Raw genomic sequence first — 26,393 nt, forward strand, 5'->3', positions numbered from 1 at the left:
TTTATCAGTTAAAGCAATCGATAACTCCTTGTAGCTTTTATTTTTTTATTCCATATGATCCCATTTGTAGGACGTTACGTAATAAGAATATGTTTGCCTATATGGGTAGCTTTTTGAGAAGGATATTATGATGAAACTCCCACTGTTTATCTTAACCAGTTTAATGAGCACCAGTACTTTTGCGGCAACATGCCCAAGCTATCTTGATGTTGAAGTGCGTAAATTGCACTCCGAACAGAGCGTTAACCTATGTGAACTCACTCAGGGTAAGCCTGTACTGCTGGTCAATACAGCGAGTAATTGTGGTTATACACCGCAATTTAAAGCGCTTGAAGCACTCCATAAAGAATATAAAGACAAAGGCTTGGTGGTGATTGGTTTTCCTTCTGATGATTTTTTCCAAGAGGAGAATGATGAAAAAGACACCGCTAAAGTATGTTATATCAACTATGGTGTCACCTTCACTATGCTCGCGACGTCTCCGGTGAGGGGCAGTGATGTTAATAGTGTATTCAAGTATTTAGGTGACAAAGCCGGAGCACCTAAGTGGAATTTCTACAAATATGTCGTCAGTGGTGATGGCAACACAGTACTGCAATTTAATTCTAAGGTTAAACCCGATAGCGCTGAGCTTAAGCAGGCCATCGAATCAGTACTTTAACGCCTAAAATTTTTCATTTACTTATTTTTAAGAGGCTACTTTGGCTAGGTTTTCAGGATTATCAAAAGAAATGGGTCACGCTGCGCGTGGCAAAGTTGGAGTGCTGTTATTAAACCTTGGCACTCCTGATGCGCCAACAGCATCAGCCGTTAGGCGTTATCTTGCCGAGTTTTTATCTGATCCACGGGTGGTGGAAATCCCAAAACTCCTCTGGATGCTGATTTTGCATGGCATAGTACTTAGGATACGCCCTGCAAAGTCTGCAGCACTTTATCAAAAGGTCTGGACTAAGGCGGGTTCGCCACTGATGGATATCAGCTTGCGTCAAACTGCCAAGTTAGCCGATAAATTAACAGCTGATGGTCATGAAGTGTCTGTTCACTTAGCCATGCGCTATGGCAATCCTTCTGTTGCGAGCACTTTACAGGAAATGCACAAACAAGGGATTGATAAGCTCGTGGTTTTACCGCTTTATCCGCAATATGCGGCGCCAACAACAGGCTCGGCTTTTGATGCTATCGCAAAAGAGTTATCCCAATGGCGCTACCTGCCATCGCTGCATTTTATTAATACTTATCACGATAACCCTGATTTTATTGCTGCATTAGTCAATTCGATTCGTACCGATTTTGACAAACATGGCAAGCCACAAAAGTTAGTGCTGTCTTACCATGGAATGCCTGAGCGTAATCTTCATCTGGGTGACCCCTATTATTGTTTTTGCATGAAGACCACTCGTCTTGTGGCTGAGCAATTGGGTTTGAGCAAAGATGAATTTGCGATCACATTCCAATCTCGCTTTGGTAAGGCCAAGTGGTTGCAACCCTATACTGATGCGACGATGGCGGCTCTACCGAGTCAAGGTGTGCGTGATGTAGCGATTGTGTGCCCAGCATTTAGCGCTGATTGCTTAGAGACGTTAGAAGAGATTGTCGGCGAAAATGGTCATATTTTTACTCATGCGGGGGGAGAGAAGTTCCGTTATATTCCTGCGCTCAATGATAATGATGACCACATCGCCATGATGGCGAACTTGGTGAAGCCGTATCTGTAAGCTTGAGTCATATTAAACAAAAGGATAGCAACGGCTATCCTTTTGTTTTTTAGTATCAATCAATCGCCAAAATGATTTTCAAAATAACTTTCGATAATCAGTACCGCAGAAACCGCATCGACTTGACCTTTTGTCAGCGCTTTATAACCACCTAATTCAAAGAGTCTGGCTTTTGCGTCTGTGGTGGTTAGTCTTTCATCTTGGGTGAAAATTTTAACGCCAAACTTTGCGTTAAGTCGGTTGGCAAATTTTCTCGCCCTGTGGGTCATTTCTTGCTCTGTACCATCCATGTTGAGCGGTAAACCGACGACCACTAAATCGGGTTTCCACTCTTGGATGAGTTTTGCGATTTCATCCCAATTTGGAATGCCATCAACGGCTTTGAGAGATAACAGTGGTGTTGCACTGGCGGTGATTTGTTGCCCTACGGCAACACCTATGCTTTTTGTCCCAAAATCAAAACCTAATACGGTTTTAGCGTTCATCTGATATTAACTCGTATAAAGTGAGGTTAAGCATGGCCCGCCTGCGTTGAGAGTTGCCAAGCCTCAAAGCCCAATGAACGGCTAGCTTGTTGCCATCTATCTTCGTGGTTTATATCGAAGAGTAGGGCATGATTGGCTGGGATAGTGAGCCAAGAATTATCGGCAAGTTCTTGCTCTAACTGATTTTTACCCCAGCCAGCATAGCCCAATGCCACAAGAAACTTATCCGGCGAACGCTTACTGCCGATGGCTGTTAATACATCGCGAGAAGTAGTAAGCATTAATCCTGAACCTAATTCTGTACTGTTAGCCCAATAGGGTTGGGATGTATGCAGGACAAAACCTCTGTCTTGGGAAACTGGACCGCCCATTAAGACTTGCGATCCCATTGCCAAATCTGCAGAGACTTGCTCTGTTGGTAGATCCATCTGCTCCAGTAATGAGTTAACTTCAATACCCAGAGGTTTATTAATCACTAACCCCATTGCGCCTTTTTCATCGTGTTCACATAGGTAAATGACGGTTCGCTCAAAAAAAGTGTCATCGAGTGACGGCATTGCAATTAAAAAATGGTTCTGCAAACTCTCCATTAAATACTCCGTTCAGCCGATAGGCATTGATCGAATAACATTAAATCCCGTGACTTAGTGGGTGACTAATCAACCGCCGGCTAATTTGACTTTATAATTTTGTTTTTCAAGCAATTGTTTGAGTAGTTCACGGTTATCGGTTTGCACTTCGATCGTGAAATCTTTAACGGTCCCACCACAACCACATTGTTTTTTAAGGGTTTGTGCTAGTGCTTTTAAGCCAGCATCGTCAAGCCCAAGGCCTGAAATCACAGATACGCCTTTGCCTTTACGACCTTTGCTATCTCTATGGATACGTACGATGCCATCAGATGTGGGGATCGCTTTTGCCTCAGGCTCAGCTGCAATACGGCCTTTATCTGTGCTGTACACTAGGGAAACGTTGGGATCTACTCTCATAAGTCATCTTTTCACTGAATTAAAACTGCTTAAGTCTACCAAATTCATTGTGCTTCTGGGAGGTAAAAAAAAGGCCACTGACAGAGACTGAAAGTGGCCAAAGGTAAAATGCTAGCTCTTTGCAGGGAAGTAGCATGTTTTAAAACGTGGATTTAGAGACGCTGTATAACCATAGCGATTAATGCCAATGCGGTCAGTAGAGCGCAGGGCATTATAAAACGATGTAATTTCGGGATTGCAATTAAACAAGCAGTGGTAACAAAGCAAAATGCGGCAACCGTTGTATAGTCTGCACCGTTTGATACTGCCTCAAATACCAGCCAACTCATTACTACCAAAGGTAAAAACAATAGCATTATGGGTAAATGAGGTGCGAGTTTACTGTTATTGGTATCCGCTTGAGCCTTTTGTGGCGCTAGCCAGAAGATTGCCGATGCCACAATCAATGTGCTAATGAACCAGAGCATGGTATTTCCCCCTTAATCGCTTTAACTGATAATCATTATCATTTAAAGTGGTTGCTGAAGTCAAGCTGAATAACATACTGCTTTTTCATAATATTGAGTTGTAGAACTAGTCATTGCTCTGTAAGCTAAATTTATGTGTTGGCTTATTTGTGTTCCGTACGAACATCCAAGGAAATTATCATGAAAAATTTAATTATAGGTTTAGCCGTACTGGCCTTAAGTGCATGTAGCTCTTTAAAGTCTGGTTGGGACTACGATCCAAGTGCTAATTTTACTCAGTACAAAACCTATGCTTGGGTAGCGCAAAAGACCGATTCTTCTGGTTACCATTTAGATGGTTTGATGGATCAGCGGGTACGTGATGCGATCAATTCGCAGCTTTCAGCCAAAGGCATGACATTAGTAGATGCAAAGGACGCAGATGTCCTAGTGAACTACCTAACTAAAATCGATAAGAAGATTAACGTAGACACCTTCAATACCAATTTTGGTTATAACCCTTACTATGGCCCTGGTTGGGGATGGGGTGGCAATATGCAAACCCAAACAACGGTGAGAGAATACGAAGTTGGTACGCTGATTGTTGATTTAGTTGATAATAAAACTGCTAAATTGATATGGCGAGGTTCGGTTGCTGACACCATTCGTGATAAAAATACCCCTTCTGAAAGAGTGCAGTTGATCAACGAAGCTGTAGGCAGTGTGATGGCGAACTATCCACCTAAGCCTGAAAACAAATAATTTACATGCAGTACAAAAAACGGCCGTTAGGCCGTTTTTTTTGTGGCCAAAATTTAGGCTTAGGTGACTTAGGAATGACATATTCGCAATTATTTCAACTTTAATTGATTTTGTTTTATTAAAACTTATCAAAAAATAGGGTTAGTTAAATCAAATTAAAAATCATATTTTGGTTAATTTGTTGTTACTTAAGGAAAGAGTGCCTTGCTTTTAGTGGTTAGTCGAGTGGATAAATGCACGGTCTTTTTTGATTGATTATATATTCTAATGGCAAAATTTAAATAATTTCATTATTCCCTATGGGGATTGTCAGGCAAAATCCGTTCTTTATGCATGTGTAATAAGTAGTTTAAATGCAAGAAGCACAATTTATCGGATTATTATGGCTGATTGGCATTCTGGCCGAAGCAATGACAGGGGCCTTAGCTGCTGGCCGTAAGCAGATGGATTTATTCGGTGTGGTAATTATTGGCTGCGCTACGGCGATTGGTGGTGGTACCTTAAGAGACATGCTACTCGGAAATTACCCTTTGGTTTGGGTCGAAAATGTTCATTATCTGATTGCGATTGCATTCGCATCTTTGTTGACGGTCGCGATTGCGCCAGTTATGCGTTATCTGTCTAAGTTGTTTTTGGCAATCGATGCCCTCGGGTTAGCGGTATTCTCGATTGTTGGCGCGCAAAAGACTCTAATGCTCGGTTTTAGCCCTACGATTGCGGTGGTCATGGGATTGGTCACTGGTGTTTTTGGTGGGGTGATCCGCGATATTCTTTGTAACCAAGTGCCTTTAATTTTTAAGAAAGAACTCTATGCGGTGATTTCGCTCTTTACAGCGGGATTGTACATCACGCTAAATGCCTATCAATTGGCTGAGTGGATTAATCTACTAATTTGCTTAAGTCTTGGATTTAGTTTGCGAATGCTGGCATTGCGTTATCATTGGTCGATGCCTACCTTTGATTACCAGTCCAGTGGTGATCAGCATACACACTGATAAAGAAATGGGGCATTAAATGCCCCATTTTTATGCTTATTGCTGTACTTGAATGGTTTTTAACGCTTCCAGCGCCGCGTCATAGTTTGGGTGTTCGGTAATGTTAGGTACGAGTTCTTGATACTTCAGCTTACCTTCTGCATCGATGATGAAGATTGCCCGAGCAAGCAAGCCGTAATCCTCAATTAATAGACCATACTTTTCGCCAAAGTCGCGCCAAACAGAATCGGATAACACCTTAATATTTTCTACATTCTCAACTTTGCAGAAACGTTTTTGCGCGAATGGTAAATCCGTGCTGATGGTCAACATGATTACATTATCGGAAAAGTGGCCCACCTCGCTATTAAAACGTTTAGTTTGTAGCGCACAGACACCTGTATCTAAGCTAGGTACTGCACTGATAAGAATGGTCTTTCCTTTAAAGTCGGTTAAGTTGATAGGGTTGAACTTGTCATCAACGACTTTAAATCTGGGGGCCATTTGCTCAAGTTTAGGTAATTTACCTTCTAGGGTGACAGTCTTTTCACCCATCATGACTTGGGATTTATTGTTGGCAATCGCCATTGGACTGAGAAGCATTAAACTAAAAGCACAGCCAGCGGCCAGAAACGAAACATACTTTGGCATATTTTCTCCCTTACTCAGGTATGTTGTACCTATTGGGTTAAGGTACGCCATAATCTACTTTATCACCATAAAAAAAGCCGGTATTTCACCGGCTTTCTAATATTATTGTTGATTATTTGCTGTCGGGCAGTTGCTTCACATGAATATCCATTTGTGGGAACGGAATTTCAATATTGGCTGCATCAAGCGCATTTTTGATTTGCTCTAAAATTTCGAAACGGGCTGTCCAATAATCGGCTGTTTTAACCCAAGGACGAACCACAAAGTTAATTGAAGAACTCGCCAATTCAGAAAGACCTACTGTATAGTTAGGGTCTTTCAGTACGTATTGGTTGTTATCTAAAATCTCAGTCAATACTTTTTTGGTTTGCGCAATATCCGCTGAATAAGACACGCCAATCACTAAATCGATGCGACGATTTTCAGATGCAGAGTAGTTGGTGATTGTGCCATTCATGATTGAAGAGTTGGGTGCAACGATAACTTTGTTATCTGGTGTACGTAATTTAGTTGAGAAAATAGTGATTTCGTCAACAGTACCGGCAATACCTGCTGCTTCAATATAATCACCTACGCGGCATGGGCGGAATAACACCATTAATACGCCTGAGGCAAAGTTAGACAATGAGCCTTGCAGTGCTAAACCTACCGCCAAACCAGCAGCACCAATTACAGCAACCAAAGATGCGGTTTGCACACCAATTTGGCCTAAGGTGGCGATAATGGTGAAGACAAACACAACTGCCCACGATAAGTTAGCCACAAAAGAGACCACTGTAGGATCAACTTTGCGGCTGTTGAGTAGCTTTCGCACTACCTTTTGCGCCACGCCGGAAAAATATTTACCGACAAAGAAAATAACAAGGGCAAATAAGATCTTTACACCATAGGTCATGATAAGATCCGGAGCCTGCTTTAATAAGCCTTCAAGGTTTTCCATTAAATTACTCCCTAAAAATACGCTAACAAAACTAAATATTATTGACGATAAATTGTACTCGTCGATTTAATCCGCGACCTTCGCTGGAACGATTATCCGCGACAGGCTCAGATATACCTTTACCGACAACGGTAAAGCGATTTGGGTTGAATCCATAGTCTTCAACCAAAATTCGTTTCACATTTTGTGCCCGTTGAAGTGATAACTGATAATTAAACTCTGGTGTGCCGACGATATCTGTATGTCCCACTAAGGTTAATTTAATCTCAGTATTCGCTTCTAAAAACGCCTTTACTAAGGCTAATGCTTTCCACTGCGATAAATCCACTTCGGCTATGGCAAACTCAAAATATACAATGGCTGTCTCAATATGATGACAATCAGAGGCAGAATAGGTGCTGGGGTCATTGAGATTACATTGAATATTAGTGGCTGTGGCCTCAACTTCATAAACACAACCATTTGCCATCACTGTAGTGTTAGCGGTTGTGTTGGGGCAGGCATCTTTAATATCGGGCACGCCATCTTGATCTGTATCCTGCCACGCATAAGCAGGCAGCATTAGGGTTAAACTCAATGCTAAAGAGGCTAGTTTAATCCATTGCATTACGGATATTTTTACCACAAATCACCTTATGTTTAATATCTAGCAGTCAAAATCACTAGGAGATTGGCATTGCTTTAGCATGAGCATCCTAGTTGGCTATTGTAGCTTTTAAACGTTCTAACGCCAAGTTTTGCCATTTATTCGATATAAATCAATTATATCAGATTAAATTGTGCATTAGGCTGTATGTTTTATCGGCAGCGATATCAGCAAGCTATACAATTTTTTCGGTTAAGGCTAGAGTCGCTAGGCGCGATTGATGTTCGCGTAGGGGATTAGACAGAAGAAGTTGAGGACAAGATGATCGATTTACGCAGTGATACCGTGACCCAGCCAACTGAGGCGATGCGTTTAGCCATGTCTAGGGCAGATGTGGGCGATGATGTTTATGGTGATGATCCAACAGTAAACAGTTTGCAGGACATGGCCGCTGAGATGTTCGGTTTTGAAAGTGCACTTTTTACTGCATCTGGTACCCAAGCCAATCTACTTGCATTAATGTCGCATTGTGAGCGCGGGGATGAATATCTATGCGGTCAGCAAGCACATAACTATAAATTTGAAGGTGGTGGTGCGGCGGTGTTAGGTAGTATTCAACCTCAACCGCTAACAAATCAATTAGATGGGACTATTGCTCTTACTGACGTTGAAGCAGCCATCAAGCCCGATGATATTCATTTTGCCCGCACACGCTTACTGAGTTTAGAAAATACTATCGGGGGGAAAGTGTTGCCGCAGGCTTATCTTGCCAATGCGCAGGCGTTGGCTTTTCAACGTGGTTTAAAAATTCATTTAGATGGTGCAAGGGTGGCCAATGCTGCGGTAGCACAAGGTATTGCTATTGCTGATATAGCTGCGCATTTTGATTCTGTTTCCATTTGTTTATCAAAAGGATTATGTGCGCCAGTAGGGTCGTTACTCTTAGGGGATGAACGCCTGATTAAAAAAGCGACACGTTGGCGAAAAATGCTTGGTGGCGGTATGCGTCAAGCGGGTATTTTAGCGGCGGCTGGCAAGTTAGCCTTAACTGAACAAGTTGAAAGACTTGCAGAAGATCATGAAAATGCGGCTTATCTGGCTCAACAGTTAAACCAGTTGGATGGGTTTGACATTGACTTAGCCTCGGTTCAAACCAATATGGTGTTTGCGACATTGGCATCCCATGTCGATGAACAGGCCTTAGTGAAACGCTGTCGTGGCGAGGGCATTCTGATTAGTCCTGGACGTACCTTACGTTTTGTTACCCATAAAGATGTCTCGCGTCAGGATATTGATAAGGTATTGCAGGTATTTAAATTACATCTACAGGCGTAATCTACTTTAAGTTTAAGCCTAAGTGATGACTTGGGTTTTTTTATGTTTTTCGTTCACTATATTGCGGATTTAAAAATCAAAAGTTGAATTGTGAGCCAGATGCGAGGCGAATTTTTTAAGCTTATCTATACTAAAAACAATGACATCACATCATCGAGGAAAAGCTAGGTTGAAACCTAATAATACAAATAAAGGGGTTGATTATTGGACAAAAAGGATCAGTGATTTGGAAATGCCAGCACTTTGTTCCACAGTCCAAACACTAGAAAAGCTTGCTAAGGATGATGTCTCTTCACTCGCCTTATTGGGCCGTAGCCTGATGCACGATAATGCCCTCACATCGCGTATTTTAAGAGTTGCAAACAGTGCGATTTACCATAAAGGCAGTACGCAAATATCGACGGTAAGCCGAGCTGCTATTGTGCTGGGTTTTGATGCTGTACGTAATATTTGTATCACGGCGCAATTGTTATCTAGCCTGTTAGAAAGTAAAAATCTTGCACCTTCAGTATATCAAAGATTAATCAAATTAATGGCTAAGGCATTTCAAGCCGCGATGCTAACTCGGATGATGTTGAGTGATTATGATGATGACATTCAAGAAGAGGCCTTTATAGCCTGTTTACTTTTTCATATCGGTGAGAGCGCATTTTGGAGTATCGGGGGGGAATTTACCGAAACCCTCGATAGCCAATTAACAGAATGTGAAACCCCTGCGGATGAGCGAAGCCTTATTCGTGAAACCATAGGTACTTCTTTTTCGCAGTTAACTCAGAGTATTGCTCGCCATTGGGGATTAGGAGAATTATTGATCCAAGCGGTAAATTACCCAGATGACCCTCGTCCCGAGATACGATCTATATTTTTAGCAGATAAGCTTTGTGAAACACTCTCGGAGGCAGTGCCAGATAAACATGATTTAGAGAAGTATATCAATCAGGCAGCCCATTTTACGGGGCTTGATGAAACGGAATTCACCTTAAAAATGCAGCGCTGTACCAAGGCGACCCATAAATTAGCTGAAGCCTATGGCGCTAAAGTGCTGATTGATTATCTGCCTGATCCCAAAAGGATTGATAAGCTTGAGCCTTGCTTACCTGAAGTCGAACAACCCATTTTTGAAGCCAATTTAAATGTCCAATTAGCAAAACTACGTGAGCTTACGGCCTTCGCGATCAATAAAGCAGATTTTAATCAAATTATGCAAACCGTGCTTGAGGGGATTTTAGAAGGCGTCGGGGTAGACCGCTGTGGTGTGTTGCTGTTGTCTCCTAGCCGTAAACAGTTACAGCCAAGGATTATGCTTGGCAGAGATGCAGAGGAAATGAAGCGGCAATTTATTATCGAACTTGGGGATAAAAAAGGCTTATTTCCAATGGCGATGGAGCATAAAGAGTCGCTTTGGATCGACAGTCCCTGCACTAAAAAATGGCAAGAGCAATGCCGAGAGTTAAAGGTACAACTGCCAGAATCGGGTTTTTTAGTGGCGCCGTTGCTGGTGGACAATAAAGTGATCGGTTTTTATTACGCCGATAGAGGGCCATCAGAGAGGTGTTTTGCAGAAGTGGATTTTCAAGCTTTTATCCACTTCTCACAGCTTGCAAATGTGTGTTTTACCTTGTCCTTAAAATAACGATTTACTGAGCGTTTTTAATTTCAGTCGTGATTTTTTTCGCTATGCCATTGGGGATGGGAAAGCTCAAATGATATTGGGCTATTTTCCATTCCCCCTTGGTTTTTATTAATGTCCCCGTGCCTCGGCTCACGCCGTAACTTGGGCTGTTTAGCAGCTCATCGAAGAGGATTACATCGCCATGTTGGACTAAATGGCGGCTCGTTAAATCGTAACGCCAGCCTTTTGTCGGGCGGGAATAGCGTTCAAATTCCGCCATTCCCCAACGCTCACTCGCATCTGTTCCAATAAAAATACCATCCTGTCGATACAGTGCAAAATACTTATCCCAATCGGCACTACTAGAATATTGGTTCAACTTATCAAGAACTTGAGCAGCCGCTTGCTCATCGGCAGTTGCAGTTGATATGGCTGTTGTTACGGGTGTAGAGGGGGTATCACTGGCGCTGGCGCTTGGCACACTAAGTATCAATCCTGCAACCATCAACAGTGTGGTAGTCAATTTACTAAGGCTATATCGAGTGACGTGATGCAAACAGCTAGAAAGGGTTTTAGGTTGAGTTGTTATTATTGTCATAGGGAATTCCTTTATTTATTACTTAACAAATACATTAGCGCCAGTTTATCGGATCGACTTGATAGAAATGACTCAATTCGCGATAAAGTGCAGGATGCTCGAGATTAAGTGCTTCTGGTTTTTCAAAAAACACCTCAGTCACCACCGCAAAAAATTCTGCAGGGTTAGTCGCTCCATAGTAATCAAATAGGGACGGCTTACCCATAGCAGCATCATGGACTAATTCATTAAATGCTTGATTGAATACGCTGGACCAAGAAAGATAATCCTGACGACGTTGCAAAATCGGTGCGCCATTGGCGTAGCCATCTTCTTGATCTAATTGATGGGCAAATTCATGGATAACGACATTATTGCCATCATGGGGATTGGCGGCGCCTTCGAGGGTGTTTTTCCATGATAGTATTACTTGCCCATGCTCCCAAGATTCTCCGGCGAGTACATTGCGCTGTTCACTGATTAAGCCAGCGGGATCCTGTCGCTGACTGTCGACGATAAATGCATCGGGATAGACCAATATCTGTCTTAGTTTGGGGTAAAAATCAGTCTTGCGATTGAGCAATAGCAGGCACGCTTGGGCTGCAATGGTCACTCTAATTTCATCGGTTATTTGTAAACCGTCGCAGCCAATAAAATGCTTTTCAGCCAAAAACACTTGAATGTGACGTTTCAGTTGTAGTTGGAGATCAGCTGGTAATGCGTGAAAGAAAGGGAGTCTTCTTTTTAGTATTGCTCGCCAAGCCTTAGGAAAGGGACTGGCCAATACCCGGTTTCGATGGCGAGTTTTGCGCCAACGACTGGACCCCAGCCAAGCCATTGCACTGAGGCCAAATAGCAGAATGGTTAAAGTGGCAAGCATGATCCCTCAGTGCAGAATTGATATTGGCTATATTAGCTAATGGGGGTTCTACTTGTTGAACTCAATCCCTCCATTGAAATAAAAGACTTAGCAAACTGATTGGGTTGTCATTGGCAAGGTTATCGAGCGTCGATAAAGACTTCAGTGCGATTTCGTCCGGCCAGTTTGGCACGATAGAGCGCTTCGTCAACATGGCTTATAAGCTTATTAACATCGAATGATTCTGGCGGTTGCCAGCAGGCCACTCCTAAACTGATGGTGACAATTCCCGAATGCGATGAGCCTTGGTGGATAATATGCAAGTCGATAACAGTTTCGCGCAGGCGCTCAGCAATTTTGTAGGCATCTTCAATATGGCTTGAGGGCAAAAGTAGCATAAACTCTTCACCGCCATAGCGTGCGAGAATATCCGTTGGTCTTTGTAGAATTGATTTGGCCGCGTTGACGATTTGTCTTAAACACTGATCGCCGTTGACATGGCCGTATTGATCATTAAATTCTTTAAAGTTATCTAAATCGAACATCACAATACTCAAGGGCATATTGTGATCGTTTGCGTAACTCAATTCCTTTAGTATTTGACTGTCCAAATAGCGGCGATTATAGCAACCTGTTAATCCATCGGTTTCTGCCATCGCTTTAACCTGAGCCGCGTAGGTTTTAAGTGTCTCAAGCGAGCTCACCATTTGTTGAAGCTCTAGGTTGTCGGTGATGGGCATTTGGGCGTCTAGTTTTTCATTGGCGATAGCATTCATTGCATCACGGGTTGCAATAACGGGTTTGATGATGCCCTTCGCAATAAAATGCCAACTGGTGAGCCAGATAAAAAAGCAATAGAGAATACCGCCACAAAAAATCAGAATCACAAAGGAGGTGCTATCACTCTTAAGATTGGTGCCTGCGATCTGAATTTCATCTTCAACATGGTCGACTAACTCTTGGGTGAATGTCGCTATTTCTTGTGCGGCCCTGGCTTGATAGTCAAAGTGGGCATTGGCAATTTGAGTGCTTTTTAGGGCATTACGAGACAATCCAAATAGGTTGTCATTACCCGCCATATTTTGTTTTATTTGAGATAGCCAATTAAGGTAAATACTATCGCTTGTATGCATTGAGGCGACGATCTCTTCCATCTGGATCAGTAGACGCATAGCTTCCCGTTGGAGTCGATTTATTTCCACAACATTCTGGGAATTTTTTACCTCTTCTAATAAGGCAAAGAGATGCTCACCGTGATGAAAATATACGGAGAGTGCTTGATGTTGGTTAAGGTTATCGGAAATTCCAGCAAGATTTTTTTGTTCGAGTAACAGGTGGAAGTGCTCGTGAGTCAGGTTGAGTTGAGCTTGCATCTCATCGGAAAATGCAGATGACATTCCGGCTAAATTAGCTTGAATATTTTGTGCCTGTAACTTGGCTTGTAATGCGCTATCTGTCAGGTTGTCAAGTAAGGGGAGTTGCTGCTGAAAATAAAGCTGAGTATCAATCGTACGATTTAATGCTTGATGGATATTGGGGGTGGTTTCGAGACTAAATAATACTTTGGTGTCTTTTAACAAATATTCCCATTGGGTGGTCAATTCCTTAAGAAGAGTAAGTCGTTGCTCCTCAGTATCATAATGATTTAACTCAGTGGTAATAATTTGCAATCTTTCACTATTTTTAGCCAATTGCAGTGCAGTCGTCACTTTGACTGCCTCGCTATTTACCAGTTGTTCAATTTCAGTTTTTAATTGTTGTGACAATAGGATAGCGATAATGCCATTGACTATCGCCATGCCGAGGATGATGTAGAAGGCTAGCGTAATTTTATATTTAAGACTGGTGAGTCGTTTTGAGTTCATTTGTTTTTCTTGTCTATTGCAGGGACTTCCCCATGGGTATTCTGCAACTGTTTAATTTTGGTACTTAACTCGATAAAAATATCCGTAATATTGGCTTCGTGCTGGCTGGCTGCATAGCAAGCACGGCTTAACTCAGGATAAATCTGTCCCATAGCAGTAGAGGTAAAGTGTCCTAGTTCCAATACTTTAGTAGACCAGAATAAGTTAGCAACGTGACTGGCCTCAAATGCACCCGCAATCGCTTTTTTGGAGGCATTTTTAAATTCGGGCGCTGTGACTACATCCATACGGCAAGGATTTCCGCCACCAAGAGCATAGGCATATTGAGCCTCAAAGGTGCCCATATACTTAAGTAACCAATAGGCGGCTTGAGGGTTTTTACTGTCGTAGCTTACCGCAAAGGCATAAGCACCATTATAGGGGGTTCCGCCCGGCACTTGAGACACACCAAGTCGAGCCCCCGGTATATTGGCTTCGACTTTAAAGGAAGCGTGCCAAAGGTTGTTGTAAGCAAAGGGCCAAATCGCTACCTGTCCAGTCGCCATGGCATCTGCTGCCTCATTGAAGGCAAACTTATCATCAGCAGGGTAGGCATAAGGCATGAGTTTACGATAAGCAATTCCAGCCTTTATGGCCTCTTGATTGACGGTAGGTACTTCAAAATGAGTCAGTTTTTTTTGTTGATTATAGATTGGCCACATCCAAGCGCCGCCTAAACTCCAAATAATGCTTGAGAACTCATCGTTGATATGGGGCTTATTACCCGACATTAATGCCAAACCGTAAAAATCATGGGTTAATGGTTTTTCGGCAAGCAGTTCCCCCGCTTTTCGCGTAAAAAAAACGGCTTGATCTGCTAATTCTTCAACATTGGTCGCGGGTTTTAGTGGGTAGCCAAAGCGTTGTTGAAAGTGAGCCTGTTCGGTTTTATTTTCAAATAGATCGGCTCGATAATGACTTCCCATTACATAGTTATTGTAGGGTATGGCGTGCAACTCTCTGTTATAGGACAAAATATTAAGTAACGATGGATAGTAGGGTTCGAGATAGCTTTCCATCGCTTTTTCACCATCTGGATCGTACAGCTTGGCTAATTCAAGCAGTGGTACAGTATAACCGTTTGCCGCCCATTCTTTTGCCCAGCCAGCCTCCATCGTGAGCAGATCGTATTTTCCTTCCCCCATTAGTAATGCTTGGGTCTGGAGTTCGAACATACTCTCAAGCTCGGTACTAATTACATTGACTTTGACACCGGTTTTTTCGGTAAATTTAGGCAGCATTTCTTGGGTGAGGTAGTCAGTCCAAAATCCCTTTTCGGCAACCAAGGTGATTGGAGTCTTATTAGACAATGGCGGAATTTGGGCCAAGGAGAATTCCGCTAAGGCTGGGGGCGTGAGCGTTAATCCAAGTCCGAATAATAAGAGCGACAAACGTTTTGACAAGAATAACTCCTTAAATACGAGTGTTTACATATTAATCAATATCATTAATCAACTCAGCTGTACATTGTGGATGGGGTTGTTAATAAAGTTAATGGCGTTGTATCAAATATTTTAGGCAAAAAAATCCGGTGTTCTAAATTAATGTAGAACACCGGAAAAGGTGGGAGATGGTGCGGGACTAAGATTTTTTTATCTGCAGCTCGCACATCTGCCGTAAGGCGGTGGGCAAAGCATAATGTTGTTCAATTAAAAAACGGACCAATTTAGATTTCGAAATGTCACTTTCCTCAGAGAGTGAGGCTAAATGAGCGATTGCTGCCTCACTCAATGAAAACGTAGCTTTACGGTAATGTGGGCGTTCTTCTTGGCTTATATCAAGCAATATCGGCGACGTTTTAGGGCGTTGCAAGGTCACTACATTAGATGAATCCTGAGTACATTCCACGGGGAATTCTATCACTAACTCCGCCATAGCATTTTGTGCCGTTGGCAGACAAGTCTCTCCCATTGCATAGAGGGTCGCGGCATCAATAAACTCATCAAGGGAAAGGGGCTTTGTGCCTCCCCTAGATGGCATAGCGTTTTTCTTGAGGTCGCTGAGTCCCATATTGTCCTCTCAGATGATTCGACTGATTTTGGTTAATTTGACTGTGGTGTCCGGCTATGGATGTGCTTGGCTTGAGTAAAGCTGTTAATGAGGCTGCGCAATCAACTTGAAACATTTCACAGGCAATGGCACGGATCTCGGCAGCAGCCTTACCTTTGGGTTCTATTTCGAGTACAGATAATCCGGATTCTTCGCTGTCATCATAGATATTTCGACTATAAGTAATCGCATCTAATACATTGATATCATATGTTTTACAGACCTCTTTCGCCTCCAAGATCCGATTTGCTTGATTAGGAAGATTGGGGCATTGAGTGATAACGAAAGAGGCATGTAATTTGGGATTAATCATTTTACAGGTCGCGACGATATCATCCATATGACTCACGGTTTTTAAATCTCGGCGTTTGGGCCTGAGTGGCATCAAGATATGGGATGCGACAGACATGGTCGCTCTTAATGCGAGGTTATCCTGCCCGCCACAGTCTACAATGACGAAGTCATAATGTTGTTCTAAGCTCAGAAGATCATTACGGATTTTTCCATAAAGCTGCACGCAATTGATACTTGCAAGTTTAGGATTATTGTTTCTGGCTTGGATCCAATCTGATGTGGTGCGCTGCGGATCGCAGTCGACCATTATTACAGAGGCACCACATTCAGTGGTGAGAAATACTGCGATATTTTGTGCGAGGCAACTTTTGCCGCTGCCGCCTTTTTCGCCGCCGATTAACACTATCATGACGAATTCCTCAATGCTTAGGGTATCACTTGGGCGGCGGTTTATTGCTCGTTGATTTGTTACCGCGCCGAGTAGTCACGAACGAATGTAAACCCTATGTTAATAGCGGTCAATTAGCTGAATTTTGACGTTTTTTCATAAAATGTCGCAGGATTAATATTTGACGTTACAGCAATATATGCCGTTAATTTGACTCTTCTTAAGATCAAGCTGAACTCAAGTGTTTTGCGATTAGTTATTTGATTTTATAAAGGTTATTTATTTTTTGCAGTGGTGCATCGAAAGCGATAGCGCTTGATCGTTGGAATAACATCGGTCGCTAGGTTTTCTTTATTTCATTTTATCGATTAATTTTATTTTCTTATTTCAAAATATTATTGAACTCGGCGTCTCTCATTATCGTTTTTCAATCGAAAGTTGTCTTGTAGGGAGCTTGAGTGTCATCAAACTGCCACCTAGTTGGGTTAGTATTCTCCTATTATGCCGTCTAATCACCTTGATTTTTCTACCATTCGTGAAGGGATGCCTAAATGGATATTAAAATGCTAATGCCTATTGAATTTGAACTGGTTGAATCTGCGCCGTTATTTCATGAGCTGCTGCATCTGCGGGATGCGGTTGGGCTGCCTTCTATCGGTGTCGAAATGGCAGATGGCCATCCTTTACAACCGCTATATTGGGTATCGATTCATTTAACGGCTAAGCAGGATAAAAATACATCAACCATAGTTGCGACAGCCTGTGTTTATGGTGATAACGCTAACCATTTTGCTATAGAGGATTTTATTGTTCTACCTGAGTATCGCCATATTGGCTTGGGCAAGATTATCTTAGAGCGGGTGATGGCGTTTGTGGATGATCGCGCAACGCTTGGGACTTACGTCAGTATTAATGCCCATGGTGAGGAGGAAAAGCTTTGTACCGACTATGGTTTTGCCCATTCTCATTGTGCCAATCTAGGGCCTAATATGCGAAAAGTGTATGCATAACAGTGCGGATATTTAGGATAAGTTAGGGCGTGTTGAGGTTTCGGGGGAATTGTGCGGCTTAATTCAGCCCGAATAAGGCGTTTCGCAAGCCCTTACTCTACCTATAACGTAAGAACTGCTCCGTCATTTGATTGGAATTAGGCTCCTCACTCCCGTTCTCTGAGTATCAGCTTGCCTGAATGAACAATATCTCATCTCAAAATGTCAACGCCTGTGTCTTCATCAGTTAACTTTAGGTATTTCTCCATCAATGGAGTAGCATCCAGCCTTGAGTCAGTTTTATTGTTTGAAGTGGTTACGCTATGGATCAACAACAGCTTATCGACGCGGTCAATCAGGTGATGCCCTTTGGTAAATATGCCGGTCGACGTTTACTCGAGTTACCCGAGCCCTATTTAGTTTGGTTCCACCAACAGGGATTCCCCAAGAGCAAGTTAGGAGAGCAATTGGCATTGATCTATGAGGTTAAACTTAACGGTCTCGAAGCAATGTTAAAACCGCTTTTAAAATGAGTTCCCTACGTAGGGATAAAAATCCTACTTTTGCGATAAGTGTTGTATTTCGTGATAGAGATTGGCGATTTATTGCCTATGGCATGTTTTAATGCCGCATATTAGTAAAACACAAGGAACAACAGCATGATGGCAAAATTGGTAAAATTAGCAGCAGTAGCAACATTAGCGTTAGGTATGTCAAGTGCTTGGGCACAGGGCGTCGTTCATGAAGGTACTGTGGTTGATACTATGAATGGTGGCGGTTACACCTATGTTCAAATTAAAGAAGCTGACAGCACGTTTTGGGCAGCTGGCCCAGAAGCTGAAGTCAAAAAAGGCGATAAAGTGGCTGTGGTTGAACAAATGTGGATGAACCAATTCACTAGCAAGACCTTAAATCGTACCTTCGACAAACTGTTGTTCGTTGGAAAAATCGAAAAGAAATAATGTTTTCTCAGCGCAACCTCGATGTTGCCAAGAATGCCTAAACCGCCTCGCTGAATTCGAGGCGGTTTTGTTTTGGGCGATGTTAGGATTCAATAAACGGCTAGGCTATCACTTCTCTATAAATAACTGCAAAATACGGCAAATAATGCCAATTATGGTTGAGCATACCTTGCCAACATTTAAACAAACCGATAAACAAATAGAAGTTGTCGCTTACCATCGCCGTTATGCGAGTGCGGTTAGTCAGCTCTTTCATCACTGCGTTCAGCAAATACAGCATGAGCGTTACAATGCGGTGCAACTAATGGCTTGGTCACAGGCGCCCCGTTCGAGTAAACACTGGCATTTACGTTTAAGTCGTTCCCAAGCTTGGATTATTTTGGTGACAGATGGGGCGAGCTTAACTAAGATTTGTGCAGGTTTTATCAATGTTGAAACGGATTTTCGCCATAGGGGATATATCGATAGCCTGTATATTCATCCTGATTGGCAGCGGCAAGGTTTGGGTGAACTTGCTTATCGTCAATTAGAACAATGGGCAAGAGCACAAGGTTATAGCCAATTAAGTGCCGATGCGTCTTATCTTTCGCGTGGATTATTTACTAAGCTCGGATTCATCCAGCAGCAACGAAGCTATCAACAAAAACTGGGGCAGGTGTTGCCGAGTTTTTATATGACTAAACAACTGTAACTGAATGGGGATACACTCTAAGTATGCCCATTGGTCATGATTAACCCATAGGAGTGGACTCCAATGCAGATACGCTTATTTTCTCCCCATGATGTAGCGCAACTGGCAGCGGTATTTAACGCCAGTATCATGGAGGGCGCACAGGAATACTATTCGCTGACCGAACGTTTAGCGTGGGCGCAAAATCAAGGCGAGGCGCGCAGTGACGCCTACTGGCTTGCAAAATTGGCAGACACAACTACGTGGGTTGCACTTGAAGACGATAAGTTGGTCGGTTTTATCAGTTTAAGGTTGTGCCCCGATAAAGAGCTGGATTGCTTAGTCGGCGAAGTTGATTGCCTGTTTGTTCATCCTGAATACGGCCGTGCTGGCGTCGCGACACATTTATATTTGGCACTACTCGAAGAGGCCAAAAGGCTAAACCTTAAACGACTTACGGTGGAAGCCTCCTATCTGGCGAGGCCTTTCTTTGAGAAACAAGGTTTTAATAGCATTCGCCGTAATGAACTGCGTCGTTATTTAACCGCGGAAGATAAGCAAAATGATAAGGCGCAGGTGTTAGTTAACTTTAGCTTAATCATGTCGTTATCATAAATTAGCGCTATATAGCCAGTTGATTTAATCCTAGCGATTTCGTTCGGGTCATCTATGTCATAAAAAACCGCCTCGTTACTTTGGCGGTTTTTTATTGGTCCTAATGCATCGTCAGGCTAAATCAAACACCAGTGCGGTAACTGGGCCTTGGTATGCGCTAAATAGAACGGCTTGCTCGGCAGTAATATGTGCGCCATCTCCTGGGGTTAATTCAACGTCATTCACCTTAAGCGTCCCTTCTACCAGTTGTACGTATAACTGACGACTCATATCTCGCGTTGGCATCTGCACTTGCTCATTGGGCGAAAGTTGCAGGCGATATAAGATGGCATCCTGCTGTACTTTTAAGGTGCCATGTTCACCTGTAGGGGTGACTACGGCTGTCAGTGCCGCCGTTTGTGTAAAGGCTTTTTGTTGATAGCCAGCATCAATGCCTAAGGTGTCTGGTTGGATCCAGATCTGCAAAAAGTGCAATGGCTCCGTATTTGATGCATTAAATTCGCTGTGATAAATCCCTTTGCCGGCAGACATTAACTGAAACTCCCCCGCAGGTAAGGTTTTGATATTACCAAAGCTATCCTTGTGGGCAATGGTGCCTGAAATCACATAGCTGATGATTTCCATGTCTTTATGACCATGGGTTTCAAACCCAGCGCCCGGTGCGACTCTGTCATCGTTTATGACTCGTAAGGATGACACACCCATATGTTGTGGATCGTAGTAGCTCGCAAACGAGAAGGTATGCTGACTCTTTAACCAGCCTAAGTTTGCCTGTCCTCGGTCCTGCGCTTTACGTATACGGATCATGGTTAACTCCTTATTTTAAGCGTGCGGTTAACAAGTTATCAGCACTGAGTTTTCCCGCGCCAGAAATAGTCAGTGACAGTGTGGCAGCTAACAGGGCTAAACCAAATTCATAACCGTTATTGCTAAGGAATAAGCCGTTACCTATGTGCACCGAGAAAATTGCGACCACCATAGTAAAGGACAATACCAGCGCCGTAGGGCGAGTGAGTAAGCCGATGATGAGCAGTAAACCACCAAAGAATTCACTTGAACCTGCCATCAATGCCATTAAGTAGCCCGGAGTTAAGCCGATGGAGGCCATCCATTGTCCTGTACCTTCTAGGCCGTAGCCACCAAACCAGCCGAAGAGTTTTTGCGCGCCGTGGGCCATTAAAATAATTCCGATGGGAATACGTAGGGCCAATGGGGCGAAACTGGGAGCTGATGTCAGTAATTTGGTGATGAGTGCTTTCATAGGATCTTCCTTATTTCAAATTTTTTAACTAAGTATTTAATCTGGCAGTCGTTAGAGATTTGTCAGTAATCTCGATTGATTTAGAGTTTAGTCTTGACCTTACCCAAAGAAAATCGGAACATTTTCAATTGATACTTCAAATAATTTGAATATGAGGCGGCTATGTTGCCAGCGATAAGTCTTGACGGATTAATAGTGCTCGATGCTATTGATAAGAAAGGTAGTTTTTCGGCAGCGGCTGAATCCTTGTTTCGGGTGCCGTCGGCGCTGACCTACACAGTCCAGAAATTAGAGAGCGATTTAGGGGTAAAATTATTTGAACGTAAGGGCCAGCGTGCTGAGCTGACCTTAGTTGGCCAACTTGTGCTGCGCCAAGGGCGGGAGATCCTTGCAGCAACCTCAAGGCTTGAAGCGGCCGTCCGGCAACTCGAAACGGGGTGGGAGTCGACATTAACCTTAGCTATCGATACTGTGGTGCCCGATTTACCTCTGCTAAAACTCATCGGCGAATTTACCGAATTAGGTAAACAGGTGACTATTAATATCACTGAGGAATCACTGGGTGGCGGCTGGGATGCGCTGTATTCGGGCCGAGCCGATATTGCTATTGGGGTCACTGGAGAGTTACCTAAGGGGCAATATCATTTAGTTGAAATCGGCATGCTTGAATTCGTCTTTGCCCTTGCGCCCAATCATCCTTTATCGCAGTTTGATCACCCCATTGCGACTGAAGCGTTATTACAATTTCCGTCCGTGGTAGTGGCCGATAGTTCGACCGCCTTGGCGCAGCGATCCAGTGGTTTGTTTGATAGCAGGCAAGTGATCCGCGTGCCCAATATGCAGACCAAGATTAAAGCCCAGCAGCTAGGGTTAGGTGTGGGCTATCTTCCTAAGCATTTGATTGTCGATGAATTGGCTTCAGGAACATTAGTCGCATGTCAGGTTGAGATCCCAAGACCTGCGCAGCCAGTGTTTCTCGCGTGGCGCAAGGGGAATCTGGGGAAAGCGCAGGCGTGGTTTGCCGAGCGTTTGCCCAATTGCGACTGGTTGTTTTAACAACAGATAGTCCAAATATGATAACAAGTCGCCGTCACCGCAGCTAAGTACGGTCACGGCGATGCGATTACACTGAGCGCTTTAAGTGGCTGGTGTAATGCACATGGGGCGAGAGCAGATCCGCTAAATTGGGGTTAGGCGCCCGATTGAGGAAGCGAATAAAGGCTTGCGGTAGCGTGAGGGTATCAATCGATTCCTGCCAGCGAGCTTGTAACAGCGGATGATAACCTTCTTTACCTGCTGCAGTATAAGAGGTCGATACGCCAACATATAAAGCGTCTTGTTTGACCGGATACCAGAGCGATTGCCCATCCTGCGGCATCATTTCGAGCTTAAATAAGCGCTCACCCAATGGACGTCTGCCATCGTAGTAATAACGTAATCCATAGGTGTAGGGGAAACTGCCAGCGCCTGTGCCTCTCACGCTATTATTGGTGGCGGCATTAATTGCTGACTCTAACGCCTGGTATAAATACTCACCTTGGATTTCATATTTCACTAACGGCAGTTCAAAGGGCAATAATTGGCCCAATACATCGGCAAGTGTGAGTTGGCCTTGTGCGACTGATTGGCGCACCCCGCCCGCGTTATGCAGCGCAAAATGAATTCGGGGATCTTCAATCCTCGCCTCTTGGAACATACTGCGGCTGACCCAAGGCGCGATTTCACTGCCATGGGGCAGCGTTTTAGAAGGCAGTCTGGTATGCACAAGGTTTTTAGGTACTAGGGCTAAGACTTTGTTTTCCATTTCGGCAATCGCAGGGCGATAGATATCGTGGATCACGCCGTGAATGTCTTCATCGGCATCGTCCCCAAGAATAAAGGGATGCGCGTCAAAGCGCTGGCGCACGGCTTGATAGTCGGTGTCATCCACTAGTTCACTCGAACTTAAGATAAATTGCTTATCGAGCATAAAGTAGTTGCCACCACTTAGCTTGGTAACGCGGCCTTCGATATCAAATTCAACCTCTGCCAAGCCTAGGGTTTCGGCGTATTTTCCCGCATGTACTATTGGAGTGCCGTTAACCCTTTCACCGTAAGGCAAGTGACTGAGTCCGAGCGCCGTAAAATCGCCCTGGAGGGTATGGGTATGGCCGCCTACGATAAGGCTTATGCCATCGACTTGTTCTGCAAGCCGTTTATCCTGATCTAAACCTAAGTGACTCAGCACAATGATGTGTTTGATGCCTTTGGCATGCAGATGCTCGACGGTTCGCGCTGTGGTCGCAATGGCATCGACAAAGTGAGTATCGGGATCGGGTCTGGCGATGTCTTTCATCTGATCCAGAGTGATGCCGATGACAGCGAGCTTTTTGTCATAGAAGGGCTTTACAAGGTAACTGGCGAGCTGCGTTTTTTCATCATAGGCCAGAATATTGGCCACTGTGCGTAGGTTACCTAGTTTGCGGGTATCCTCTTGGCTCAAGTCCATATTGCCTGCCAGTAGCGGGAAATCGATTTGCTTGGCAAATTCGGCGAGCCGTGCGTTACCTTCGTCGATATCGTGATTACCAATCACCATGGCATCGGGGGCAAGTAAATTCAGCAGGTGGGCGTTGGCCTTCCCCTTAAAATGACTGAAATAAAGCGTACCTTGGAAACTGTCGCCCCCATGTAAAAACAAAAACGGCGTCTTGCTTTGATCTGCTTGCTCACGCGCCTTGCTAATGTGATAACCAAGACGGGCATAGCCACCACTGTGACTGGTGATATCGAGGGATTTAAGCCCAAAATTTACGGAAAAATGTACGCGGCTTGGCTGAAAATTCGAATGGGTATCGTTGATGTGCGCGAGTGAGAGTGTGTATCCCTGTGTCATAACTTACCTCTTTTACGGCGGGAGATTATAACCTTCTCTCCAAAAACAAGAAAGGGAGCTAAGCTCCCTTTACTTTAACAATGACTAAATAATGTCATTAACCCGAGCGTGCTTCGTCATCTTCGGCGGCGGCTTCAAAGTCGCCATCATCGGAGAGGCGAATGCCTTTCTGTTTCATGCGCTTGGTCCAGAGTTTACGCGCCAATTGCTGCATGTCGGTTGCAGGGTCATTGACATCAACAATTTCTAAGCCGAGGAGCGATTCAATAATATCTTCTTGAGTAACAATGCCTTGGCTGCTGCCGTATTCATCAACTACCATGGCAATTTGGGTATTGCGCTTAATCATTCGCTCAAATAACGGCAGAATTTTGGCCGTTTCGGGCACCACAAACAGGCTACGCTTGAGTTCACCAATCGGCGCGTCAGGGGTGTAACGCTCTGCTAGCAACACATCGGTGCGGGTGATATAGCCGATAACATCGTCGTGGTCTTGGTCATAAACTGGAATGCGCGTAAAAGGTTTGTCGCGATATTCTTGCACAAACTCATTTTGAGTCAGCGAGATAGGTAAAGAGAACATCACGGTGCGCGGCGTCATAATGGCGGTAACGGGCACATCACGCACCTTAAGCATTTGGGTCAAAATCTTGGATTCTTGTTCATCCAGCTCACCGGATTCTTGACCGATTTTGGCCATGGCGCTCATTTCTTGGCGAATATATTGGCCTTCTTCACCTTTACCGAGTAGGCGAGTCACTTGCTGTGACATCCAAATCAATGGCAGGGTAGCACGCTTCATCCAGGTGATAGCAATCGATACGCTTGGGGCTAAACGGCGCCAGTGATTTGCTCCCACAGATTTAGGAATAATTTCTGAGAAAAACAGAATAATAAAGGTTAACACTCCGGAGAAAACGCCGAGCATATCATCCCCAAAGACCTTGGCGGCTTGCGCACCTGCAACCGCTGCACCTACGGTATGGGCGACAGTATTGAGGGTCAAAATAGACACGAGTGGCGCTTCAATGTTCTCTTTCAGTTTACGCAACCTTGCCGCCGCAGCACTGTCAGTTTGGTCGAGCGTAGCGATATAACTAGGGGTAACCGAGAGCAACACGGCTTCGAATACACTGCACAGAAAAGAAACTGCGACAGCGACAAGCACTATAATGATGAGGGTTAACATATAGGTGGTATTACAACTCCATAATTTAGGCCAACATTGACCCTCGGCGATTCTAGCATAGGAGAATGGAGTTGCTGGCTAAAATTTTTCTGCGTCTGTATAATTCGCCGCCCTGTTGCAGGTTTTGGTGTTGAGGTTAGTCCTATGAGTGAAAAAAAGATCAATTTATTAGACCTTGATCGTAAGGCGATGCGCGCATTATTTGCCGAACTTGGCGAAAAGCCTTTCCGTGCCGATCAACTGATGAAGTGGATCTATCATTTCGGTGTCAGTGACTTCGAAGAGATGACTAACATCAACAAAGTGTTACGCCAAAAACTGGCGGCGCGCTGTGAGATTGTTGCCCCCGAAATTTCGAGTTATCAAAAATCCGCCGATGGCACCATTAAATTCGCCATCCATGTCGGCGAAGGCCAAGAAGTCGAAACCGTTTATATTCCTGAAGATGACCGCGCCACGTTATGCGTGTCGTCTCAAGTGGGCTGTGCCCTTGAATGTACTTTTTGCTCTACCGCACAGCAAGGCTTTAACCGCAACTTAACCGTTTCTGAAATTGTTGGCCAAATTTGGCGAGTTTCTCATTTCTTAGGTTTTGCGAAAGATACTGGCGAGCGCCCCATCACTAACGTCGTTATGATGGGTATGGGTGAGCCTCTTCTGAACCTTGCAAACGTGATCCCTGCAATGGACATCATGTTAGACGACTTTGGTTTTAGCCTGTCAAAGCGTCGCGTAACCCTATCGACCTCTGGCGTTGTGCCAGCCCTCGATAAACTGGGTGATGCCCTCGATGTGGCGTTAGCCGTGAGTATCCACGCACCAAATGATGAGCTGCGCGATATTCTCGTTCCCGTTAATAAAAAGTATCCGCTGCAGGAGTTCCTTGCGGGGATCCGCCGTTATATTGCTAAATCGAATGCTAACCGTGGCCGCGTAACTGTGGAATATGTGATGCTCGATCACATCAACGACAGCACTGAACAAGCCCATGAATTAGCACAATTAATGAAGGATACGCCTTGTAAGGTAAACCTGATCCCGTTTAACCCATACCCAGGTTCGCCCTATGGCCGTTCATCGAACTCGCGCATCGACCGTTTTTCTAAAGTATTGATGGAATATGGTTTGACGGTGATTGTGCGTAAGACTCGTGGAGACGATATTGACGCCGCCTGTGGACAGCTGGCAGGAGATATTCGCGATCGAACCAAACGTTTAGCAAAAAAACGCATGCAAGAAAATCAGATTTCGGTCACAATGAATTAA

Annotated in this window: 30 protein-coding genes; 13 read left to right on the forward strand and 17 right to left on the reverse strand. The window is 44.0% G+C overall.

Annotated features, from left to right (window positions below; all coding sequences use genetic code 11):
* Positions 1-130 precede the first annotated feature (130 nt).
* The gene (locus H9J30_RS15170) at positions 131-661 is read left to right on the forward strand and encodes a glutathione peroxidase (protein WP_345796065.1); all 531 of its coding nucleotides are present in this window, start codon (positions 131-133) and stop codon (positions 659-661) included.
* Between the two features lie 70 nt (positions 662-731).
* Complete coding sequence (hemH, locus tag H9J30_RS15175; protein WP_240131748.1) at positions 732-1,715, forward strand: ferrochelatase; 984 nt, start codon at positions 732-734, stop codon at positions 1,713-1,715.
* A 59-nt stretch (positions 1,716-1,774) separates the two neighbouring features.
* Here hemH and ruvX read toward each other — a convergent pair whose 3' ends face one another.
* From ruvX to H9J30_RS15195, 4 genes are all read right to left on the reverse strand, one after another.
* Positions 1,775-2,200 (reverse strand): Holliday junction resolvase RuvX, encoded by a 426-nt coding sequence (gene ruvX, locus H9J30_RS15180; protein ID WP_240131749.1) that lies wholly within the window; start codon positions 2,198-2,200, stop codon positions 1,775-1,777.
* A gap of 26 nt (positions 2,201-2,226) precedes the next feature.
* Positions 2,227-2,790 (reverse strand): YqgE/AlgH family protein, encoded by a 564-nt coding sequence (locus tag H9J30_RS15185; protein WP_240131750.1) that lies wholly within the window; start codon positions 2,788-2,790, stop codon positions 2,227-2,229.
* Positions 2,791-2,859: 69 nt separating this feature from the next.
* Positions 2,860-3,189 carry a stress response translation initiation inhibitor YciH gene (yciH, locus tag H9J30_RS15190; protein WP_240131751.1) on the reverse strand — a complete coding sequence of 110 codons (330 nt, stop codon included), beginning with the start codon at positions 3,187-3,189 and terminating at the stop codon, positions 2,860-2,862.
* 152 nt (positions 3,190-3,341) lie between these two features.
* Entirely contained in the window at positions 3,342-3,656 is a 315-nt protein-coding gene (locus H9J30_RS15195) for a hypothetical protein (RefSeq protein WP_240131752.1), read from the reverse strand.
* A 180-nt stretch (positions 3,657-3,836) separates the two neighbouring features.
* Here H9J30_RS15195 and H9J30_RS15200 point away from each other — a divergent pair, with 180 nt between their 5' ends.
* On the forward strand, positions 3,837-4,397 hold the full coding sequence (locus H9J30_RS15200; RefSeq protein WP_011073213.1) for a DUF4136 domain-containing protein: 561 nt from the start codon (positions 3,837-3,839) through the stop codon (positions 4,395-4,397).
* A 353-nt stretch (positions 4,398-4,750) separates the two neighbouring features.
* On the forward strand, positions 4,751-5,392 hold the full coding sequence (locus H9J30_RS15205; RefSeq protein ID WP_240131753.1) for a trimeric intracellular cation channel family protein: 642 nt from the start codon (positions 4,751-4,753) through the stop codon (positions 5,390-5,392).
* Between the two features lie 36 nt (positions 5,393-5,428).
* Here H9J30_RS15205 and tpx read toward each other — a convergent pair whose 3' ends face one another.
* The 3 genes from tpx to H9J30_RS15220 form a co-directional block, all read right to left on the reverse strand.
* Positions 5,429-6,022: a thiol peroxidase gene (gene tpx / locus H9J30_RS15210; protein WP_240131754.1), complete on the reverse strand. Its 594-nt coding sequence runs from the start codon at positions 6,020-6,022 to the stop codon at positions 5,429-5,431.
* Between the two features lie 112 nt (positions 6,023-6,134).
* Positions 6,135-6,962 (reverse strand): mechanosensitive ion channel family protein, encoded by an 828-nt coding sequence (locus H9J30_RS15215; RefSeq protein ID WP_240131755.1) that lies wholly within the window; start codon positions 6,960-6,962, stop codon positions 6,135-6,137.
* 31 nt (positions 6,963-6,993) lie between these two features.
* The gene (locus H9J30_RS15220) at positions 6,994-7,569 is read right to left on the reverse strand and encodes an OmpA family protein (protein WP_240131756.1); all 576 of its coding nucleotides are present in this window, start codon (positions 7,567-7,569) and stop codon (positions 6,994-6,996) included.
* A gap of 300 nt (positions 7,570-7,869) precedes the next feature.
* Here H9J30_RS15220 and ltaE point away from each other — a divergent pair, with 300 nt between their 5' ends.
* Positions 7,870-8,883, forward strand: coding sequence for a low-specificity L-threonine aldolase (ltaE, locus tag H9J30_RS15225; RefSeq protein ID WP_240131757.1), 1,014 nt, complete (start codon positions 7,870-7,872; stop codon positions 8,881-8,883).
* Between the two features lie 169 nt (positions 8,884-9,052).
* A complete protein-coding gene (locus tag H9J30_RS15230) occupies positions 9,053-10,516 on the forward strand; it encodes an HDOD domain-containing protein (RefSeq protein WP_240131758.1) in 1,464 nt (487 codons plus the stop codon).
* Between the two features lie 4 nt (positions 10,517-10,520).
* On the opposite strand, the gene H9J30_RS15235 is transcribed toward H9J30_RS15230, so the two are convergent.
* The 6 genes from H9J30_RS15235 to H9J30_RS15260 form a co-directional block, all read right to left on the reverse strand.
* Positions 10,521-11,093, reverse strand: a complete 573-nt coding sequence (locus H9J30_RS15235; RefSeq protein WP_240131759.1) for a nuclear transport factor 2 family protein — start codon at positions 11,091-11,093, stop codon at positions 10,521-10,523.
* 34 nt (positions 11,094-11,127) lie between these two features.
* The gene (locus H9J30_RS15240) at positions 11,128-11,952 is read right to left on the reverse strand and encodes a M90 family metallopeptidase (RefSeq protein WP_240131760.1); all 825 of its coding nucleotides are present in this window, start codon (positions 11,950-11,952) and stop codon (positions 11,128-11,130) included.
* A gap of 119 nt (positions 11,953-12,071) precedes the next feature.
* Complete coding sequence (locus H9J30_RS15245) at positions 12,072-13,796, reverse strand: GGDEF domain-containing protein (RefSeq protein ID WP_240131761.1); 1,725 nt, start codon at positions 13,794-13,796, stop codon at positions 12,072-12,074.
* On the reverse strand, positions 13,793-15,238 hold the full coding sequence (locus tag H9J30_RS15250; RefSeq protein WP_427915921.1) for an ABC transporter substrate-binding protein: 1,446 nt from the start codon (positions 15,236-15,238) through the stop codon (positions 13,793-13,795). Before H9J30_RS15250 ends, H9J30_RS15245 begins: the two co-directional genes overlap by 4 nt.
* 178 nt (positions 15,239-15,416) lie before the next feature.
* Positions 15,417-15,845 carry a CopG family transcriptional regulator gene (locus tag H9J30_RS15255; protein ID WP_240131762.1) on the reverse strand — a complete coding sequence of 143 codons (429 nt, stop codon included), beginning with the start codon at positions 15,843-15,845 and terminating at the stop codon, positions 15,417-15,419.
* The gene (locus tag H9J30_RS15260; RefSeq protein WP_240131763.1) at positions 15,805-16,587 is read right to left on the reverse strand and encodes an AAA family ATPase; all 783 of its coding nucleotides are present in this window, start codon (positions 16,585-16,587) and stop codon (positions 15,805-15,807) included. Before H9J30_RS15260 ends, H9J30_RS15255 begins: the two co-directional genes overlap by 41 nt.
* A gap of 530 nt (positions 16,588-17,117) precedes the next feature.
* Here H9J30_RS15260 and H9J30_RS15265 point away from each other — a divergent pair.
* The 5 genes from H9J30_RS15265 to H9J30_RS15285 all read left to right on the forward strand — a co-directional run bounded on the left by H9J30_RS15265 (position 17,118) and on the right by H9J30_RS15285 (position 19,802).
* Entirely contained in the window at positions 17,118-17,576 is a 459-nt protein-coding gene (locus H9J30_RS15265; protein ID WP_240131764.1) for a GNAT family N-acetyltransferase, read from the forward strand.
* A 302-nt stretch (positions 17,577-17,878) separates the two neighbouring features.
* Complete coding sequence (locus H9J30_RS15270) at positions 17,879-18,088, forward strand: DUF3820 family protein (protein ID WP_240131765.1); 210 nt, start codon at positions 17,879-17,881, stop codon at positions 18,086-18,088.
* Between the two features lie 126 nt (positions 18,089-18,214).
* On the forward strand, positions 18,215-18,517 hold the full coding sequence (locus H9J30_RS15275; RefSeq protein WP_011073198.1) for a hypothetical protein: 303 nt from the start codon (positions 18,215-18,217) through the stop codon (positions 18,515-18,517).
* A 145-nt stretch (positions 18,518-18,662) separates the two neighbouring features.
* Positions 18,663-19,208, forward strand: coding sequence for a GNAT family N-acetyltransferase (locus tag H9J30_RS15280; RefSeq protein WP_240131766.1), 546 nt, complete (start codon positions 18,663-18,665; stop codon positions 19,206-19,208).
* Between the two features lie 63 nt (positions 19,209-19,271).
* Positions 19,272-19,802: a GNAT family N-acetyltransferase gene (locus H9J30_RS15285; protein WP_240131767.1), complete on the forward strand. Its 531-nt coding sequence runs from the start codon at positions 19,272-19,274 to the stop codon at positions 19,800-19,802.
* A gap of 111 nt (positions 19,803-19,913) precedes the next feature.
* Here H9J30_RS15285 and H9J30_RS15290 read toward each other — a convergent pair whose 3' ends face one another.
* Together H9J30_RS15290 and H9J30_RS15295 are read right to left on the reverse strand one after the other, a co-directional pair.
* Positions 19,914-20,609: a pirin family protein gene (locus H9J30_RS15290; protein ID WP_240131768.1), complete on the reverse strand. Its 696-nt coding sequence runs from the start codon at positions 20,607-20,609 to the stop codon at positions 19,914-19,916.
* A gap of 10 nt (positions 20,610-20,619) precedes the next feature.
* Positions 20,620-21,063, reverse strand: a complete 444-nt coding sequence (locus H9J30_RS15295) for a DoxX family protein (RefSeq protein ID WP_240131769.1) — start codon at positions 21,061-21,063, stop codon at positions 20,620-20,622.
* Between the two features lie 162 nt (positions 21,064-21,225).
* On the opposite strand from H9J30_RS15295, the gene H9J30_RS15300 reads away from it, so the two are divergent.
* Positions 21,226-22,119, forward strand: a complete 894-nt coding sequence (locus H9J30_RS15300; protein ID WP_240131770.1) for a LysR family transcriptional regulator — start codon at positions 21,226-21,228, stop codon at positions 22,117-22,119.
* Positions 22,120-22,186: 67 nt separating this feature from the next.
* Here H9J30_RS15300 and H9J30_RS15305 read toward each other — a convergent pair whose 3' ends face one another.
* Both H9J30_RS15305 and H9J30_RS15310 read right to left on the reverse strand, forming a co-directional pair.
* Entirely contained in the window at positions 22,187-23,938 is a 1,752-nt protein-coding gene (locus H9J30_RS15305) for a bifunctional metallophosphatase/5'-nucleotidase (RefSeq protein WP_240131771.1), read from the reverse strand.
* Positions 23,939-24,035: 97 nt separating this feature from the next.
* A complete protein-coding gene (locus tag H9J30_RS15310; RefSeq protein WP_240131772.1) occupies positions 24,036-25,127 on the reverse strand; it encodes a CNNM domain-containing protein in 1,092 nt (363 codons plus the stop codon).
* A gap of 144 nt (positions 25,128-25,271) precedes the next feature.
* Here H9J30_RS15310 and rlmN point away from each other — a divergent pair, with 144 nt between their 5' ends.
* Positions 25,272-26,393, forward strand: coding sequence for a dual-specificity RNA methyltransferase RlmN (gene rlmN, locus H9J30_RS15315; RefSeq protein WP_240131773.1), 1,122 nt, complete (start codon positions 25,272-25,274; stop codon positions 26,391-26,393).

It is taken from the genome of Shewanella cutis, from assembly GCF_022410515.1.
Lineage (GTDB): Bacteria > Pseudomonadota > Gammaproteobacteria > Enterobacterales > Shewanellaceae > Shewanella > Shewanella cutis.

Excerpts from the sequence above, each read along its gene's own strand:
- H9J30_RS15300 (WP_240131770.1), top strand. The coding sequence starts at position 21,226 with ATGTTGCCAGCGATAAGTCTTGACGGATTAATAGTGCTCGATGCTATT.
- ruvX (WP_240131749.1), bottom strand. The coding sequence starts at position 2,200 with ATGAACGCTAAAACCGTATTAGGTTTTGATTTTGGGACAAAAAGCATA.
- tpx (WP_240131754.1), bottom strand. The coding sequence starts at position 6,022 with ATGCCAAAGTATGTTTCGTTTCTGGCCGCTGGCTGTGCTTTTAGTTTA.
- rlmN (WP_240131773.1), top strand. The coding sequence starts at position 25,272 with ATGAGTGAAAAAAAGATCAATTTATTAGACCTTGATCGTAAGGCGATG.
- H9J30_RS15255 (WP_240131762.1), bottom strand. The coding sequence starts at position 15,845 with ATGGGACTCAGCGACCTCAAGAAAAACGCTATGCCATCTAGGGGAGGC.
- H9J30_RS15295 (WP_240131769.1), bottom strand. The coding sequence starts at position 21,063 with ATGAAAGCACTCATCACCAAATTACTGACATCAGCTCCCAGTTTCGCC.
- H9J30_RS15265 (WP_240131764.1), top strand. The coding sequence starts at position 17,118 with ATGGATATTAAAATGCTAATGCCTATTGAATTTGAACTGGTTGAATCT.
- H9J30_RS15235 (WP_240131759.1), bottom strand. The coding sequence starts at position 11,093 with ATGACAATAATAACAACTCAACCTAAAACCCTTTCTAGCTGTTTGCAT.
- H9J30_RS15270 (WP_240131765.1), top strand. The coding sequence starts at position 17,879 with ATGGATCAACAACAGCTTATCGACGCGGTCAATCAGGTGATGCCCTTT.
- H9J30_RS15220 (WP_240131756.1), bottom strand. The coding sequence starts at position 7,569 with ATGCAATGGATTAAACTAGCCTCTTTAGCATTGAGTTTAACCCTAATG.
- H9J30_RS15200 (WP_011073213.1), top strand. The coding sequence starts at position 3,837 with ATGAAAAATTTAATTATAGGTTTAGCCGTACTGGCCTTAAGTGCATGT.
- H9J30_RS15240 (WP_240131760.1), bottom strand. The coding sequence starts at position 11,952 with ATGCTTGCCACTTTAACCATTCTGCTATTTGGCCTCAGTGCAATGGCT.
- H9J30_RS15310 (WP_240131772.1), bottom strand. The coding sequence starts at position 25,127 with ATGTTAACCCTCATCATTATAGTGCTTGTCGCTGTCGCAGTTTCTTTT.
- ltaE (WP_240131757.1), top strand. The coding sequence starts at position 7,870 with ATGATCGATTTACGCAGTGATACCGTGACCCAGCCAACTGAGGCGATG.
- H9J30_RS15195 (WP_240131752.1), bottom strand. The coding sequence starts at position 3,656 with ATGCTCTGGTTCATTAGCACATTGATTGTGGCATCGGCAATCTTCTGG.
- H9J30_RS15170 (WP_345796065.1), top strand. The coding sequence starts at position 131 with ATGAAACTCCCACTGTTTATCTTAACCAGTTTAATGAGCACCAGTACT.
- H9J30_RS15275 (WP_011073198.1), top strand. The coding sequence starts at position 18,215 with ATGATGGCAAAATTGGTAAAATTAGCAGCAGTAGCAACATTAGCGTTA.
- H9J30_RS15260 (WP_240131763.1), bottom strand. The coding sequence starts at position 16,587 with ATGATAGTGTTAATCGGCGGCGAAAAAGGCGGCAGCGGCAAAAGTTGC.
- H9J30_RS15290 (WP_240131768.1), bottom strand. The coding sequence starts at position 20,609 with ATGATCCGTATACGTAAAGCGCAGGACCGAGGACAGGCAAACTTAGGC.
- H9J30_RS15185 (WP_240131750.1), bottom strand. The coding sequence starts at position 2,790 with ATGGAGAGTTTGCAGAACCATTTTTTAATTGCAATGCCGTCACTCGAT.
- H9J30_RS15280 (WP_240131766.1), top strand. The coding sequence starts at position 18,663 with ATGCCAATTATGGTTGAGCATACCTTGCCAACATTTAAACAAACCGAT.
- H9J30_RS15305 (WP_240131771.1), bottom strand. The coding sequence starts at position 23,938 with ATGACACAGGGATACACACTCTCACTCGCGCACATCAACGATACCCAT.
- H9J30_RS15205 (WP_240131753.1), top strand. The coding sequence starts at position 4,751 with ATGCAAGAAGCACAATTTATCGGATTATTATGGCTGATTGGCATTCTG.
- H9J30_RS15285 (WP_240131767.1), top strand. The coding sequence starts at position 19,272 with ATGCAGATACGCTTATTTTCTCCCCATGATGTAGCGCAACTGGCAGCG.
- H9J30_RS15215 (WP_240131755.1), bottom strand. The coding sequence starts at position 6,962 with ATGGAAAACCTTGAAGGCTTATTAAAGCAGGCTCCGGATCTTATCATG.
- hemH (WP_240131748.1), top strand. The coding sequence starts at position 732 with ATGGGTCACGCTGCGCGTGGCAAAGTTGGAGTGCTGTTATTAAACCTT.
- H9J30_RS15245 (WP_240131761.1), bottom strand. The coding sequence starts at position 13,796 with ATGAACTCAAAACGACTCACCAGTCTTAAATATAAAATTACGCTAGCC.
- yciH (WP_240131751.1), bottom strand. The coding sequence starts at position 3,189 with ATGAGAGTAGATCCCAACGTTTCCCTAGTGTACAGCACAGATAAAGGC.